Annotated in this window: 13 protein-coding genes and 2 pseudogenes; 9 read left to right on the top strand and 6 right to left on the bottom strand. The window is 45.9% G+C overall.

Features of this window, described 5'->3' with window-relative positions:
- Nucleotides 1–291: 291 nt before the first annotated feature.
- The gene (locus tag ASL14_RS01750) at nucleotides 292–1,326 is read right to left on the bottom strand and encodes a C40 family peptidase (RefSeq protein WP_134910221.1); all 1,035 of its coding nucleotides are present in this window, start codon (nucleotides 1,324–1,326) and stop codon (nucleotides 292–294) included.
- Between the two features lie 250 nt (nucleotides 1,327–1,576).
- Between ASL14_RS01750 and ASL14_RS01745 the strand changes: the two are divergent.
- Nucleotides 1,577–2,727: pseudogene (locus tag ASL14_RS01745) on the top strand (iron-containing alcohol dehydrogenase).
- A gap of 90 nt (nucleotides 2,728–2,817) precedes the next feature.
- Here the strand turns inward: ASL14_RS01745 and ASL14_RS01740 are convergent.
- A complete protein-coding gene (locus ASL14_RS01740) occupies nucleotides 2,818–3,414 on the bottom strand; it encodes a TetR/AcrR family transcriptional regulator C-terminal domain-containing protein (RefSeq protein ID WP_189338211.1) in 597 nt (198 codons plus the stop codon).
- 246 nt (nucleotides 3,415–3,660) lie between these two features.
- Between ASL14_RS01740 and ASL14_RS01735 the strand changes: the two genes are divergently transcribed.
- The 3 genes from ASL14_RS01735 (at nucleotide 3,661) to ASL14_RS01725 (ending at nucleotide 6,180) form a co-directional block, all read left to right on the top strand.
- Nucleotides 3,661–4,782, top strand: coding sequence for an NADH:flavin oxidoreductase (locus ASL14_RS01735; RefSeq protein WP_134910219.1), 1,122 nt, complete (start codon nucleotides 3,661–3,663; stop codon nucleotides 4,780–4,782).
- A 321-nt stretch (nucleotides 4,783–5,103) separates the two neighbouring features.
- Nucleotides 5,104–5,526, top strand: a complete 423-nt coding sequence (locus ASL14_RS01730; protein WP_134910218.1) for a MarR family winged helix-turn-helix transcriptional regulator — start codon at nucleotides 5,104–5,106, stop codon at nucleotides 5,524–5,526.
- A 72-nt stretch (nucleotides 5,527–5,598) separates the two neighbouring features.
- Entirely contained in the window at nucleotides 5,599–6,180 is a 582-nt protein-coding gene (locus ASL14_RS01725) for an NAD(P)H-dependent oxidoreductase (RefSeq protein WP_134910217.1), read from the top strand.
- Nucleotides 6,181–6,350: 170 nt separating this feature from the next.
- Here the strand turns inward: ASL14_RS01725 and ASL14_RS01720 are convergent, their stop codons facing one another.
- Nucleotides 6,351–6,818 (bottom strand): GNAT family N-acetyltransferase, encoded by a 468-nt coding sequence (locus ASL14_RS01720; RefSeq protein WP_134910216.1) that lies wholly within the window; start codon nucleotides 6,816–6,818, stop codon nucleotides 6,351–6,353.
- 192 nt (nucleotides 6,819–7,010) lie between these two features.
- Between ASL14_RS01720 and ASL14_RS01715 the strand changes: the two genes are divergently transcribed.
- The 3 genes from ASL14_RS01715 (at nucleotide 7,011) to ASL14_RS01705 (ending at nucleotide 8,714) form a co-directional block, all read left to right on the top strand.
- Entirely contained in the window at nucleotides 7,011–7,448 is a 438-nt protein-coding gene (locus ASL14_RS01715; protein ID WP_134910215.1) for a MarR family winged helix-turn-helix transcriptional regulator, read from the top strand.
- A gap of 21 nt (nucleotides 7,449–7,469) precedes the next feature.
- Nucleotides 7,470–8,300 (top strand): DegV family protein, encoded by an 831-nt coding sequence (locus ASL14_RS01710; RefSeq protein ID WP_134910214.1) that lies wholly within the window; start codon nucleotides 7,470–7,472, stop codon nucleotides 8,298–8,300.
- Between the two features lie 198 nt (nucleotides 8,301–8,498).
- Nucleotides 8,499–8,714, top strand: coding sequence for a VOC family protein (locus ASL14_RS01705; RefSeq protein ID WP_134910213.1), 216 nt, complete (start codon nucleotides 8,499–8,501; stop codon nucleotides 8,712–8,714).
- A 129-nt stretch (nucleotides 8,715–8,843) separates the two neighbouring features.
- Here ASL14_RS01705 and ASL14_RS01700 read toward each other — a convergent pair whose 3' ends face one another.
- The 3 genes from ASL14_RS01700 to ASL14_RS01690 all read right to left on the bottom strand — a co-directional run bounded on the left by ASL14_RS01700 (nucleotide 8,844) and on the right by ASL14_RS01690 (nucleotide 13,446).
- Nucleotides 8,844–9,620 (bottom strand): BclA C-terminal domain-containing protein, encoded by a 777-nt coding sequence (locus tag ASL14_RS01700; RefSeq protein ID WP_442953257.1) that lies wholly within the window; start codon nucleotides 9,618–9,620, stop codon nucleotides 8,844–8,846.
- 504 nt (nucleotides 9,621–10,124) lie between these two features.
- On the bottom strand, nucleotides 10,125–11,348 hold the full coding sequence (locus tag ASL14_RS01695) for an MFS transporter (RefSeq protein ID WP_134910212.1): 1,224 nt from the start codon (nucleotides 11,346–11,348) through the stop codon (nucleotides 10,125–10,127).
- A 70-nt stretch (nucleotides 11,349–11,418) separates the two neighbouring features.
- Nucleotides 11,419–13,446: a beta-galactosidase gene (locus tag ASL14_RS01690; RefSeq protein WP_134910211.1), complete on the bottom strand. Its 2,028-nt coding sequence runs from the start codon at nucleotides 13,444–13,446 to the stop codon at nucleotides 11,419–11,421.
- Nucleotides 13,447–13,585: 139 nt separating this feature from the next.
- On the opposite strand from ASL14_RS01690, the pseudogene ASL14_RS01685 reads away from it, so the two are divergent.
- Together ASL14_RS01685 and ASL14_RS01680 are read left to right on the top strand one after the other, a co-directional pair.
- Nucleotides 13,586–14,421: pseudogene (locus tag ASL14_RS01685) on the top strand (helix-turn-helix domain-containing protein).
- A gap of 192 nt (nucleotides 14,422–14,613) precedes the next feature.
- Complete coding sequence (locus ASL14_RS01680; RefSeq protein WP_134910210.1) at nucleotides 14,614–16,431, top strand: APC family permease; 1,818 nt, start codon at nucleotides 14,614–14,616, stop codon at nucleotides 16,429–16,431.
- Nucleotides 16,432–16,475 lie beyond the last annotated feature (44 nt).

Genomic DNA, 16,475 nt, shown 5'->3' with positions numbered 1-16,475 from the left:
TCCCAATCGGATCTGCAAATATCACGAATGATGAGCCGATTTGTCTCAATTTGTATAACTATTCCTCCTGTCTATATTCAAAAGACTCTGCCTAGTATTTTAAAAGGCTTAACACCTTAATCCAATTCATTTATGCGTTCGTAGCCTTTAAACGTTATGACCTCCATTTTACAATGAACCCAGACCTTTTGCCGCCTGAACGCAAACCGCAAGGGTGCGTCTGGCAAAAGGCAATTAGAAGATAATGAATGTGGTACTGGAATCCTCCTGTTATTGGCTATCTGGTTCGTCCTAAAAAAGCCTGCGGGCCGTTACGAACCGTTTCTGCCATTTGTCGTCAAGCGTGTCAAAATGAACGCCGCGTTCTTTGGAGAACGTATGCAGCAATGTGTTGTTCCCTGCATAGATCGCCACATGGCCGATCTCCAGGCCGCGTGCGCTGAAGAACAGCAGGTCGCCTTTGCGCAGCTCGTTCAGCCCGACCTCCCGCCCTTCTTTAGCCTGATCGTAAGAGACACGGGGGAGGTCGATAGAGAGCGTATGCCGGAACACTTCCCCCACAAAAGAAGAACAATCAAAGGTCGATGTCTGTCCGGTTGCTGCGCCGAATTCATAAGGGGTACTGAGAAATTTCTCACCGTAGGCGATCAGTTCATCTCCCTGCCGTTCCGCCAGGGATGGGCTGGAATAGTTGCTGTATTTTGGTTTTGCCGATATGTATCCGGTCAGGTTGTCTTTAGTGCGCACTTCCAGCCAGAGAGCATTGACCTCGCGGATGACATGAACCTTTTCGTCGGCTGGAATAAGCCGCAGGGAAGGGGAAGCTACCGATGAATCCGGTTTGCTGCGCAGGTTGACCCCGGAAAGAACCGTTGTGAAAAAATCGTCCCTGGAGGCAATTCGGATCGTCCGGGTCAAGGCATCCCACTTTACTGTGCTCCCAAGTGCTTCGCTTACAAAACGTAGTGGAATCATCGTGTTGCCCTTAACCATCTGTCCGGGAACATTCAGGGATAGCGTATTGCCATTTAAGGTGGCAGCGAGTTCCCCGATGCGGTAGGTCAGCACCGTGTCGTTTTTGGTTGCCGTTACGGTTTTGCTGGATCCATCCCAGGAAAGCCTGGCTCCTTGCGCCTCAAACAACTGGCGCATGGGGATGAGCGTTGTCCCGTCTAGCAGCAGCGGCTGGGCGGCAAGCTGAAGCGGGCGGTCATCTACATAAACGGTTGTCACCGGAGTCGTCCGTACCGACTTTGCATACGACGGGTTTGCTTGGAGCAGTGATACCGCTAGCAGAGCTAGCAATGCTTTCTTGTTGATTGTCATGCTGTTATCACCTCATTGTGAATGTGTTCATCTAAGTTGTACGAGACTGCATCCGATTAGTTGTGTACCAAATATTGTATTCATTCGAAAAACAAAACAAACAAAAACAAAACAAAATAATATCTGTGTTTTATCATTGACAACAAAATAAAATAAAGATAAAATTACATATGTGAAATATTTCACTTTATAGAATAGTTCCGTATTTAGCGAGGCATCAAGAAGTGAATCCTTTAGGAGGCCGATTTTTATGAGCGCACATGTATTTTTTGTACCGTCTATCAATCTAATGGGAAAAGGCTGTTTGCATGAAGTTGGACCCTATATAAAAGAGCTGAATTTAAACAAAGCACTAGTCGTGACGGATAAGTTTTTGATGAAGAGCGGTATTGCAGGCAAGATCACATCCTTGCTGGATGATATTGGCTTGGACTATGCGGTATACGATGAGGTCAAACCAAATCCGACCTGTAAAAATGTACATGATGGCGTTCAATTTCTGGAAGAAAACGGATGTGACTTTTTAATTTCCATTGGCGGAGGATCACCACAGGATACGGCTAAGGGAATCGGCATTATTGCTACCAATGGGGGACATATAACCGATTATGAGGGCGTTCATAAATCCAAGCATAAATCGCTACCTATTGTCGCTATTAATACCACAGCAGGAACATCCGCTGAAATCACGCCAATTATGTCATTACGGACGAAGAGCGCAAGGTCAAGATGGTTATGGTCGATAAGAATAGTGTAGCTACGATTTCGGTCAACGACCCTGAACTGATGGTAGACAAACCCGCCGCGTTAACGGCAGCTACAGGGCTAGATGCTTTGACCCATGCTATTGAAGCTTTGGTTACGCCAGGTGCTTATCCTGTAACGGATGCGACTGCGTTGGCAGCAGTAGAAATTATTTTTAATCATTTGGCTCGTACAGTGAGCAACGGTCATGATATAGAAGCACGTGAGCAAATGGTATACGCTATTTTCTTGGGAGGACTTGCATTTAATAATGCCGGATTGGGTTACGTTCATGCTATGGCGCATCAGCTTGGCGGTGTATACGATTTGCCTCATGGTGTTTGCAATGCCATGCTGCTGCCGATTGTGGAGGAGGAGAACGCCAAGCATGTACCGGAGAAATTTCGTGCCATCGCTAAGGTCATCGGTTTTGAAGATAAGGGGAAAACGGATAAGGAATGCGCAGACTATGTAATCCAAAGAATCAAAGACCTGTCGAAGGAAGTTGGGATTCCTTCCAAACTTTCTGAACTGGGTGTAAATGAAGTGGATTTGGATCTGCTTGCCGAGAACTCAATGAAGGATGCTTGCGCTCCGGGCAATCCGTTCATACCTAGCAAAGAACAAGTCATCAAGATGTTTAAGAAAATTCTTTAAATAAAAGCTGCTATTATTGTGTTAAATATTATAAGGGCTGTCCCAGAAAATCATCGATGAACACTGGGAACGGCCCTTTCGCATTTTCTGCTAAGAGATTTGTGAAACTAGAGATAAGACAACCCCATTGAATATTAATGGCACAGCTCTCTCGGCTAAAGCTGTAGGAGACTCTTTTTTTCCTTCCACGTTCCAATGAAAGGTTACACCATAAATGGACCAGCTTAATATGTTCGCGGCAAGTTCTAACGTTCTTTGGTCTGTATTATTGGCTTCTCTTGTTATGAGTTGAAGTATGAATTGCTCTAATTGATTCTTAATATGTTCTTCCAGGATCGGTGCCACTGAATTATATTTATGAACGCATTGGTTACTTGAGTCGTGATAGTCACATAACGAAAGAATAAGTTTATGAATGGTCTCCTCCGACAAACGTGCCTCAGCATCAATCCTCTTGATAACATACTCCAAAAATGCGTCTGACAAAAGGGTTTCAAGCAGTGCATATTTATCTTGAAAATGTGCATAGAACGTGGCACGGTTAATGGTGGCTTTTTGGGTAATGTCATTGATCGTAATCGTGTAGAAGTCCTTCTTATTTAATTGGTCAACGAATGCGTCGAGAATTAATCTACGTGTTCGAATGACGCGCGGATCGTTTGGGTTGGGTGAAGTTACACCAGGCATCCTCAAGACACTCCTTTCAGGTAAATCAAATGATTCCCCCATTATAAACATGTGTTGTTTTGTCAACAAGTGAATTTAGATATACAACAATTTCATAACCCTTTTGGTTAAGCAACAGAATGAACATTTTGTCGGTTGAATGATAAATTAAACATTGCTAACATTTCACTTGCACCCCGTTTGATGTTGCATGAGCCTTATATATAATCCTTTAAAACGATAAAAGAAAATGAGGAGGTACAATCCTTGAGTAATCAACCGCAAAATGTCCATTCAACAGAAGCTTTATTTCAACCTTATACCATTCATAATCTGACCCTACAGACTCGTATTGTAATGCCGGCAATGGGCCGCGCTTTTTCACCAAATGGTGTGCCAGGACCGGATGTAGCCGCTTATTATCGCCGTCGCGCAGAGAATGATGTAGGTCTTATTATTACTGAAGGTGCAGTGATTGACCATCCGGCTGGAACAAGTGAGCCGAGGATACCTAATTTTTATGGGGAAGCGGCTTTAAACGGTTGGGCTGAAGTGGTCAGAGAGGTGCATGAAGCCGGAAGCAAAATTTTTCCACAGCTTTGGCATATGGGGATGGCTCGTCCTTTGGGATCTCAGCCGAACCCGGAAGCGCTGTCGATTGGTCCATCAGGGCTGGACCTGGAAGGAAAAAAAGTAACCGAGCCGATGACAGAAGAAGAAATCGTCAAGGTCATTGGGGCCTATGTCGATGCAGCTGCGAATGCAAAACGACTAGGCTTTGATGGCGTTGAAATTCACGGAGCACACGGCTATCTGGTTGATCAATTCTTTTGGGAGAAAACGAACCAACGTACGGATCGCTATGGTGGCGATATCATAAAACGTGCTCAATTCGCCATTGAGCTTGTGGAAGCTATTCGTGCTGAGGTTGGCCCTGACTACCCTATTGCCATGCGCCTATCCCAATGGAAAATGAATGATTACAACGCAAAGCCGTTCGATACACCGGATAAACTGAGGCAGCTCCTGAATGTGTTAGTACAAGCGGGCGTGGACATCTTCCATTGCTCGACACGTCGCTTTTGGGTACCTGAATTTGAAGGCTCCGATTTGAGCTTTGCCGGATGGGTGAAGAAGCTGACTGGAAAAACCACGATTACGGTTGGCTCTGTAGGTCTGGATGAGGATTTTGTAAGTTATACGGAAGGGAAAGGGGCAGGACACCAAGATATTAATGAACTTCTGGAACGGCTGGGCAACAATGAATTTGATTTGGTAGCTGTTGGGCGTGCGCTTCTGGGCGATCCTGCATGGGCTACGAAAATACGTGAAGGTCGAATTCATGATCTTCAAACTTTCACACCTGAGGTACTTAAAACGCTCAACTAAAATATCCCATGCTTCGAATATCTCTTCATTTCATAAATAAACAATGTAAGCCAAAATACTCAAAGTCATAGGAACTTCGGGTATTTTGGCTTTTTAATGTGTCTGCAACAGCAGTCCACCATCAACCATTTTGAATTAAGTCATCACAGATTCCCACTTGCTCACTTTTTTACTCAAGAACTTTTGAAGCTCCTCTTTATTGTTGCTTAGCTTATACAATAAAGAAAGGGCAACTTGAAGCATTCATACGTTAAACTTAGAACCAGATCAGGCTGACAAAAAATACTTGATATATATAGATGTCTATGTAATAATGCTTGTATGTTAAAAAATAATGCAGCTGCACTGATAGGAACCATTAGAGACTCGATCAATAAATTGATTGTGTCTGAGCTCGAATCGAATGGAATTGAAGGGATTGTACCTACCCATGGTGGAATCCTAATGTTCCTTTATCAAAAGGACGGGCTTTCCATTAAGGAATTGACGCAAAAAATTTCTCGTCAGCAGCCAACAGTTACTGTTTTGATCGACAAGCTAGTGAAGTTGGGGTATGTCGAAAGAAAAAAGGAAAGGGAGGATAGCAGAGTTACCCTGATATATCTGACCGATAAGGGGAAAGAGCTGGAGCCTGTATTTGAGGCGATCTCCAATAGATTAAAAGAAACCATTTATGGTGGTCTCAAAGACGAAGAAAAAGAACAACTGGAATATCTGCTGGAACATGTAAAAAACAGATTATAAATTTTTTTGAGTAAATGTATAGATATCTATATAAATGCCAAAATAACAATAAAACATCTGGAGGTTATTGAAATGAAACATCTTATCATTTATGCTCACTCTAACGCTGAAAGTTTGAATCATGCGATACTGGAAACTGTTGTAAATACCTTGAAAGAAAAAGGCGATGAAGTCGTTGTACGCGATCTATATGCCCTTGATTTTCAACCTGTATTAAAACCTGAGGATACTTCCGCTATGAGAGCAGGGCAAACTCCAGCCGATATCAAAGTAGAGCAGGAATACATCTCACAATCGGATACGATTACATTTATTTCTCCTATTTGGTGGACAGGTCTTCCTGCTATCCTGAAAGGTTACGTTGATCGTGTATTTGCCTACGGCTTTGCATATACGTCTGGTCCGGAAGGGATTAATAAGCTTCTTACAGGTAAAAAAGGTTTTATTGTGAATACACACGGTACTCCCAACGCGATTTACGATGAAATCGGTATGACCGCAGGATTGAAGATCACTTCGGATACGGGGATTTTTGATTTCGTTGGGATTGAATCCGTCGGTCATTTGCTGCTTGGAAGTATCGGTTACCTTGATGAAGATGGCTATAAAGGACTATTGAAGCAGGTCCAAGACACCGTCAAATCGGTGTTATAACGAAACTATATTATCACATTGAAAGGCTGTTCTTACCGTTAAGAAATGTACGGCAGTCTTCAAATGATGAGGTCAACCAGCATTTACTGGTTGGCCTTTTCTTCTATATAAGCTGACTCCGAATGCGCAGTGGCAATACATGAAACCTTTAAGTTCAGTTTATATAGATGCTAATATCCTTCGACGGTTTTGGAATTTCCCTCTACGATTAAGGACATGTAAACGTCAATAGGATCCTCACTTTCAACTTTAAAACCAAACCGTTCATAAAGACGTCTGGCAGAGCTTCCTTGCAGGACATTTAAGGTTACACGGTTTCCTTTTACACCATTTTGTTCAAGTAGATTTCTTAATACTTGACTGCCGACCCCTTTGCCTTGGTAATTGGGATGAATATAAAAATGCTCCAATAAATAACCGTCTAACGTCGGTTTAAAAGCTATGCAACCAACAAAAGAAGAATCTACTTCGATGATCCAGGTATGTACAGAGTCGAATGCATCACGGAAGCGTTGCCGAACTTTTTCTTCATCAAATCTTCCTAACCTGCTTAAATCGTTACGCAGTACAATGGCTCGTAAATGAGCAATGGTTTCAACATCGGAATTTTGGGATTGGCGAAGAGTAAAAGGTTTCATCTCATGTAACAACTCCTTTATCGTAAACAGGCAAGAGGTGACCAGCATATTTTTTTCTTATTCGACGCTGAGTTCTCATAACCCTTGTATTAAAATTCACAAATAATTCATTGTTATTATCGTCAGCAATTCATTATAGTACATAGTATTAATAGTTAACTGTATGTATTATGTGTTTTGCGGAGGTTCACTATGAAAGATTATGAACTAAGGGACGAATTGAGAGAATCCGTTAACCGGATTTATGACATGGAATTATTCGGTAGCCTGACGGAGCTTGTTCAGGGGGAAAACCATGTGCTTCAATATTTAGTTCAGCATCGAGATGATGAAATTAATCCATCCTTACTCAGTGACCACCTGCATGTATCCAGATCGAGAATTACGGCAGCGCTTACGGGATTAAGGAAAAAAGGCTATGTGACCATGGAAATGTCTGAGCATGACAGACGACGAATGTGTGTAAGGCTTACACCAGAAGGTGCATCCCTGATTAAACAGAAACAAGAGAGAATTGAAGGCTATTTTGAAGCGCTGGTAGGGGATCTGGGTGAGGACAATGTCAGGGAATTTATACGATTGATCGAGCTTTCCATTCGTATTATGAATGCGGAATCTACTGAAAAATAACATAATGTGAGGGTGTACAGGATGAAGTATAAAATAATAGCAGATAGCTGCTGTGATTTAACGAGAGAGCTTAGAGAAGAGATGCAAGTTACTACGATTCCGTTAAATATGACGCTGGGAGATAAATGCTTTGTAGATGATGAAACGCTAGATTTACCTCAGTTTATGGAAGAAATGAAAGCCTGTACAACCAAGATCGGATCGGCTTCACCGTCACCTATGCTGTATAAGGAAGCCTTTCAAGGTGAGCATACTTCTTTTGCCATTACATTATCCAGCAATCTGTCCAGTTCGTATTCAAGTGCATTAGTTGGTAAGGATATGGCGGAGGAAGAAGGGGCTGATGTTCATGTATTCGATTCGAAAAGCGCGTCGGCTGGACAAATATTGTTAGCTCTAAAATTACGCAAGCTGATCGACGAGGGGTATCATAAAGGAGAGATTATTTCTTCACTGGAAAGCTTTATCACGAAGATGAAAACCTATTTTGTCCTAGAGAATCTGGACAATTTGGTGAAGAACGGACGAATGAATAAAATTACAGGAAAGATACTTTCATTCCTGCATATCAGACCCATTTTGGGTTCAGACAGTGACGGAAATATCGCATTGTTTACCCAAGCGCGTGGTCAAAATCAAATCATTGAAAAGCTGGCAGATACGATCGAAAAAAGTGGTCGGGCTACGGAGGGGGAAAGCATTGTGATTACCCACTGTAATAATCCCGGGCTTGCGGAGAAACTGGTGAATGCGTTGAAGAACCGATATCAATTTAAGGATATTCTGATTGTGCCCACCAGAGGAATCAGTTCGATGTATGCCAATGACAAAGGAATTATTATGGCGTTTTAAGCTATTGGAGTGAATGGTACTCTCTTATTAAATCAAGGTTTATGCCAATTCGAGCCTGAGTTGGTGTAAGCCTTTTTGACATGCTGATAAACACATTGAAATACTATGAATAATATGGAGCAGGGAAAAATATGACTCGTACGAGTACAAACGAAGTCATACGCAGGAATTTCAGATTCACCCGGAAGCACGGGTCGGTTGGATGACATTGTAACAGATGGAAAGCTGCCCTCAGGAACTGAAAAGTTTGATACCGCGTTATTTGTGCCCGCAGGCGGGTATTATCACCATATTGGCGGCAATGTATGGAATGGAGAAGGTAACCCCCATCCTCCCGCTCATGCGACAGGGGTTAAGGAAATTATACTGCTGCTTCCTGACGATGGATCTTTGTGGAAGCTAAAAAACACATAGAGCTTGATGGCCATGCAACCCATGGAGAAGTGAATGGATTTTCTGCCATGACCCAAGCGGGAAACAAGCTGGTGTTTGATATTAGCAGATGAGCAGGTCAGCCATATGTTAAACCGGATGTATCCATGTCTAACTTAATTTTTTGATAACCACAGAAGCGTTTACGTTGGCTTGGGTACCTCCAGCCAAGGTTTGCAGGGTAACCGCAGCGGCAGAGCTATGATTTCGCAGGGTAAGGACATCACCGGATGCTAGAGCGAGGATGGCCTGCCCTGTGTTTTGCTGCGTACCAGCTCCTGAGCCGTATATGGTTCCTGCTGCCAGAGTGCCATTAATAAATATGGCAAATTGGCTTGGCTCTACACCCGATACTGAAAAGTTAACTTCATAGTTCCCCGCATCGGTAACTGCAATCTGCGTAGTACCGGGAGCATGGGTAATTCCAGGTGTAAGTATACCGTTCGTATCGAAAATGACATCCGCTTCTATCGGAACGACTTGAGCTCCTAAGTTGTAGATATAACCAAACTGAGCTATTCCACCTGCGGTTCCTGTAGCTCCCGTAGCCCCGGTGGCCCCCGTCGCTCCTGCGGTACCCGTAGACCCAGTGGCACCTACCGCACCCGCAGGACCTGCTGGACCGACAGCCCCTGCAACGCCAGCAGGACCTGCTGGACCAACTGCCCCTGCAATGCCCGCAGGACCTGCTGGACCGACTGCCCCTGGAATGCCCGCAGGACCTACGGGACCTGCTGGTCCTACCGCACCCGCAGCTCCAACTGCGCCCGCAGTGCCCACAGCCCCCGCTGCGCCTACATTTCCGGCAGCCCCAACGGTGCCCGCAGTGCCCACAGCCCCCGCTGCGCCTACATTTCCGGCAGTCCCAACGGTGCCCGCAGTACCCACAGCGCCTGCAGCGCCCACATTTCCCGCAGTTCCGACGGCTCCAGCAGTACCCACAGCGCCCGCTGCACCTACGTTACCTGCTGCACCTATAGCTCCAGCTGCGCCTGTTATACCTAAAACATTTTGAGGTATATTTACACGGACGATTTGCTTTCTGACGACGATTTCCTTGCAAAAGCACTTTCGTTTCGAATGGCATTTTCTCTTCGGACGTTTTTTACTAAACCAAGAGCGGATAAAAACGTCTTTTTTACGGCCTTTCTTTCGTTTCAATTCGGGACGACCCAATACAAACACCTCCATATCGATTTGTTGTATACTACTCCATTCATCCATGGCAGGCATGGACATCTGTCCTGTCGTTGATAGGCAATGATCTATTTTTGGATAAAAATGGGTCTTTGTACAGGTACATTCATCTAGTTATATAAAAATAGCGCCCCCGGCTGTTACCTTGGTTCACACCAAGGAACAGCCGGGGGCGCCAGAAGAAGCGCGCCGTAATTATGAAGCGGTTTGAAGCCGCTTTTTGCGCATGTATATAGCGTACAAAATGCCGCCTAGCAGGCACAAAGTACAAGCGAAGCCTGCCAGCAACCAGGCTGAATCGACAGCCCCGCCGCGATCCATGCTGTGTCCGAGCCATAATGGCAGCAGAGCGCCCCCGACTCCACCTGCGCCAATAAGCAGGCTGGTTGTGGATTCTTCTGTGCCGGGCATCATCTTGCTGGCAAAGACGAGTGCGATCGAAAAGATACCGGACATGCCCAGCCCTAGCAACGCGATAAGCACAAAGGCACCAGCAGTTCCCTTGACCAGCGGGAACACGCAGAGTAGCATAGTCGCAGCAAGCGAGCTAAGGGCAACAAAGACACCATAGCCGTATCGGTCGGCAATGTTTCCTGCGAACAGTCGCCCGGCAGCCATTGCCAGCCAGAAGCAGGTAACACTGAGTGCCGCCTCGGCTTGGGAAAGGCCCAGCCGTTCAATGAACATAGAAGGCAGGAAATTGGCAAGGCTCATTTCTGTCCCTACATAGATAAAGAAAAAGATGATAAACAGTGCCAGCAGCCGCCAATTTCCCGCAGCGTTCACTTTAGAAGCTCCCTTGGATGAAGAATGTAGGGCCGAGCCGGAATGCGTATGCCTTTCCCTGGGACGCCCATATTCGTCCAATACGGCATCCAGCTTGCCGAAGGACCCCTGTAGCCAGGCTACGACTGCCACCGCCGCACAGACGGAGATGACAGGGAAGGCCAACCGCCACCAGCCAAGGGCGATCAACTGGCTGGCAACCGCAGGCATAGCTAACGCGCCGATCCCGAAAAAGACCTCCAGACGGCTCATCGCCGCACCCGTTCCTTCGGTAATACCGCTAATCACGATGGTTCCGATGACCGCTTCCACCATGCCGAAGCCAAAGCCAGCTACCGCTCCGACGGCATATAGCCAACCCCATGGGGGCAGCAGTGAGTAGAGCACTTCCGCCGCACACAGCAGCAGCAAGGCGAATACCAGCGTCCGGCGTTTGCCAAACTGCCTTGCAAGCCATGGCGACAGCAGGACGCCAGCCAGAAAACCGGAAAATTGGGCGAAGATTAGACTTCCGCCCTCCGTATAATTCCGGCCATAGTGCTCCAACAGCACGGGCAGCAGAGATCCTACAACCACGTGCGCCAGGCCAATTAGAAAATAAGACAAGCTGCCAATCCATAGCAGTCGTTTCATGATGAACTCCTTTGATACCTGAAATTGCACTTATACCGTAAAGTGAACGACAATGTAAGATATTAAATATTTATGATAATTCCAGCACGTGAAAGCCATAGCCTTCGATGGTAACATCTCCTTCCAGGAATTCGCCGCTGAGCAGCTCATGTCCTTTTTGTTCATCCAGATGATAATTCTGTTTCTCGGCGTTATGGTTCAAGATGAACAAATACGATTTTCCATCCTTGGAGCGAACGCTGGCCTCCACACCCGCAGGATCACGCAGCAAGAACGGAATCTCTTTTTCCTCACAAATATAGACCAGCAGACCGTCCAGGAAAGCTTCTTCAGGGTCCGAAGCCACATACCATGCTTCACCTTGACCAAAACGATTGCGTGTCAGCACAGGCATTCCCTGATAAAAATCATCGCCGTACTCTGCCAGCACCTCGGCACCTTCGCTATGCAGCAGGTCGCAGAGTAAGCCGCATTCATATTCCCCTTGTAATGCTCCCACCTGTTCCTTCAATACGATCCGATTGCGTGACTCCGGCAGAAGTGCGTCAATTTCTTCTACCCAAACTCCGAGAAGCTTACGTAGCTTACCCGGATATCCTCCGGTTGTGACCAGATCGTTTTCATTCACAATTCCGCTGAAAAAGGTGGTGACAAAGGTGCCGCCATGTTCAGTAAATTGTTCCAGTTTTTCCGCTGTACCCGGCTTGACCATGTAGAGTACAGGCGCGATAATGAGATCATATTTCTGGAAATCTGATTCCACGGAAATCAAGTCTACCTGGACGTTACGGCGGAAGAGGGCGGCATAGTATTTATGCACCTGATCGACGTAATTCAGTGCTACAGAAGGACCGCTTGATTTTTCCAGTGCCCACCAATTATCCCAATCGAACAAAATGGCTACTTTTGCGTTCACGGTGGCATCCAGCAGCGTATTACCTAATGTGCCAAGCTCGCTACCGAGCTGTGCCACCTCCCGTAATACACGTGTATTCTCATGACCGGCATGCTCAATCACAGCCCCGTGGAATTTCTCACAGGCTCCGATGGAACGGCGAAGCTGGAAGAACATGACCGTGTCCGCGCCATGCGCTACCGCCTGGTAACTCCATAACCGCATGACACCAGGCCGCTTGAGCGAATTGTACGCTTGCCAGTTTTGCTGGCTCGGTGTTTGCTCCATCAGCATAAAAGGCTGCCCATCCTTAAGACCGCGCATCAGATCGTGGGCCATCGCGGTATAGCTCGGTGGGGTATTAGCCCGCGGATAGCTGTCCCAAGACACAATATCCATGTGCTTTGCCCATTTGAAATAGTCCAGTTGCTTGAAAAAGCCCATCAGATTGGTCGTTATGACAGCTCTGGGGATATGCTTTTTGATCGCGTTATACTCCAGCAAATAGCATTCCAGCATACTGTCTGAATTAAAGCGTGCGTAATCAAGGGAAATGCCCTGAAAGGTGGAGTGGTTTTCGCCCCAATGCTCGCTCAGATTATTGGGGGGTACAATTTCATCCCAATCATAGAAGGTGTGTCCCCAGAACGAAGTATTCCATACCCGGTTCACTTCTTCCAGTGTTCCATATTTTTGTTTGAGCCACACTCGGAATGCAGCAGCACAGTTATCACAATAGCAATCCCCGCCGTACTCATTGGACACGTGCCACACGAGGATCGCGGGATGGTTTTTGTAGCGTTCTGCCAATCGGTCAGCCATGCTCTCCGCATATTTGCGGTAGGTGGGACTGTTCGGACAGGAATTGTGGCGTCCGCCGAATTTTCGTTTGCGCCCGTCGACATCAACCCGGAGAATATCCGGATATCGAGTCGCCATCCAGGCAGGGTGAGCCGCAGTGCTGGTGGCAAGACACACAAAGACACCGCTTTCATATAAACTGTCGATGAATTGATCCAACCATTCAAAATGATATGTGATTTCATCGGATTGAATTTTGGCCCAGGAAAATACGTTGACTGTGGCGATATCAATTCCTGCCAGCCGGAACATCCGTAAGTCCTCCTTATGTGTGGTGTCATCCCATTGCTCAGGGTTGTAATCTCCGCCGTAAAATACTTTAGGCAGTTTACCGCTTATCATGCCAATCACCTCTATATATAAGAATAATTCTATCTTATAATACAAGTAAACGCTTTTAAATATAATAAAATGAACATGGATATAACAATATGGATCAACATTAAGGAATACATAACCGCGTGCGCCGGAGGTGCTTTTTATGATTTTAACTCCCCATCATTTGCGATTTTTTCTGACTACGCGTGAGCATTCTTTGCCGCTTTTTATCGAAAGTATCGGATTTAACAGCAGGCAGGAGGATGTATCCCGGCCGGAGGGATATCCCTGCTTTCACTGGATTCAGACGGTGTCCGGGGAAGGGGTATTCACGTTCAAGGGGGCTCTTTCCGTTTGGGAGAACATGCCGGAGTTCTGCTGCTGCCGGGAGAGTCCCATGCTTACAGCCGGGCGACGAAAGTATGGCGAACGCTGTACATTACGTTTGATGGACCGATAGCCGCTGCTGTGCTGACCGAACTCGGATTGAAGCACACGCGCGGGTATCATTGGGACGCTCATAGTGAACTGCACAGCTTCGGAGAAAGTATGCTTCATTCTATGGCGAGTGAACGGGATTTATCAGGGCTGGACGCTTCGGCCAATATGTACCGCTTTCTAACTTTGCTGCGCAAACATGGTCAATACAGCTCTATGCCTTCCTTGTCTCATAATGTAGAACGTTTGGGGCCTGTGCTGGCTTTTATGGAAGAAAATTATGCCAGCCCGGATATCGGCCTGTCCGATATGGCGGTGATGATGAATGTCAGCGCCCGTCATTTGAATACATTATTCAAGCAGGCATTCGGTGTGACCTCTTACGCTTATCTGATCGTCATACGTCTGCGCAAGGCTAAGGAAATGATGACTGATTTCCCGCACTTAACGGTAAAAGAGATCGCCGAGCGGGTAGGGTTCCGTGATGTCAGTCATTTTGTGGCGACTTTCCGCAAGGCCGAAGGAATTACCCCTGAAAGGTTCAAATTATTGTATTTATAAGGGTATTTTATCGAAATACTCTTTCTTACTCGGGAATGCTCATTATAGGAAGCATTCCTTATTGTTTTTTTCAGGATGAGGGAGTATAAAATAATAGTTCATTTGTTTCATCAATCTGATGTTCAGGTGACATAATAACATATGATCCAAAGTTCTTCTGCAAAACCCTCATCCAAAGAAGGAGTTAACGAAATGCTGAGTAAAGTCAAAAGATTACTAATCGGTCGTCCACGAAAATCGACGGCTCTTGAAGATGAGAAACTAAACAAGCTTAAGGCTCTGGCCATCCTGTCCTCGGATGCGTTGTCCTCTGTAGCTTACGGAACAGAGCAAATTCTGCTTGTTTTGATTACAGCGGGCTTCGCTGCCCTGTGGTACTCCATTCCTATATCCATCGCGGTATTGGGATTGCTGATTATTTTGATTCTGTCCTACAGACAGACTATTTTTTCCTATCCCGGTGGCGGTGGCGCCTATATCGTCGCACAGGACAATTTGGGCAGGGCACCGAGTCTGATTGCAGGCGGATCTTTGCTGGTCGATTATATTCTGACAGTAGCAGTCAGCTCGTCGGCGGGTACAGATGCTATTACATCGGCGTTTCCATCATTGCATGATCATCGGATCGCGATTGCACTGATCATGATCATCTTTTTGACCATTATGAACTTGCGCGGGGTAACGGAATCTGCCTCGGTGCTAGCTGTACCGATTTATTTGTTCGTGGTTTCGATCTTTGTTCTGATTATTAGCGGTATCATCCATTACTTGGCAGGAGGAGCCCATGCTGCGGCACCGCAATTTGGAGCTACGGTATCCAATGTTAGTCTGTTTCTGCTGCTGAAGGCGTTCAGCTCAGGTTGCTCGGCGCTAACCGGGGTAGAGGCTGTCTCGAATGCCATTCCGAACTTCCGCAAGCCTGCTGCCAAAAATGCGGCAACTACGCTGATGATGATGGGCTTGATTCTCGGGTGTATGTTTATCGGAATCAGCCTGCTGGCTTATTGGTACGGTATTCGTCCTAATCCGCATGAAACGGTCATTTCGCAAATTGCGAACGCCACTTTCGGGCGCGGTGTGATGTATTACATCATTCAAGGTGTGACGGCGATGATCTTGTTTTTGGCGGCGAATACAGCTTATTCGGCCTTTCCGTTGCTCGCATTTATGCTGGCCAAAGATAAATACATGCCGCATATGTTCATGGTTCGCGGAGATCGGCTTGGTTACTCGAACGGTATTCTGTTTCTGAGTATTTTCTCGGCATTGCTGGTCATCGTATTTGGCGGCAATACGGGAAATCTGATTCCGCTTTATGCTGTAGGGGTATTTATTCCGTTTACGCTTTCCCAACTGGGAATGATGATTCGCTGGATTCGTCTCAAGCCATCAGGCTGGGTCGTCAAGCTTGCTATTAATACCATTGGAATGCTGACCACGCTGTCCATTACGCTTATCTTTATTTTTACCAAGTTTAGTCAGGTGTGGATGGTTTTTATCTTCCTGCCTCTGGTTCTGTATTTCTTTATGAAGATCGATAGACATTACAAAAATACGGCTGAGCAGCTGCGGATAGATATTACGAAGGATAAACCTATGGTCAAAGGCAATACAATCATTATTCCGGTAGCTGGTATTACACGGGTCGTGATGAATACCATCAGCTATGCCAAGACCTTGTCGGATAATGTGGTTGCTGTATATGTAGGTGTTGATGATGAAGCGATCCGCAAGATGGAGCAAAAATGGGAAGAGTGGGATGTAGGGATCCGATTGGTGGTGCTGAAATCCCGTTATCGGAGCATTATCAATCCGCTTCGCAAGTTCATTGATACGGTGGAGTGGAAAAAAGCGGACGAAGATCATATTACCGTCCTTATTCCGCAATTCATCACGAAGCACTGGTGGGAAAATATTTTGCACAACCAGACCAGCCTGCTGATGAGAGCTTATTTGATCAATTACAAAGACGTTATTGTAACGACTGTTCCTTTTCATTTAAACAAATAAATCGTATAACAGTCCTTGCAAGGGGACAGGCGTTTATAGCATGA

The sequence above is a fragment of the Paenibacillus sp. IHB B 3084 genome (assembly GCF_001447315.1).
In the GTDB taxonomy this organism is placed as follows: domain Bacteria; phylum Bacillota; class Bacilli; order Paenibacillales; family Paenibacillaceae; genus Paenibacillus.
This window is presented reverse-complemented; position numbering and strand designations above follow the sequence as displayed.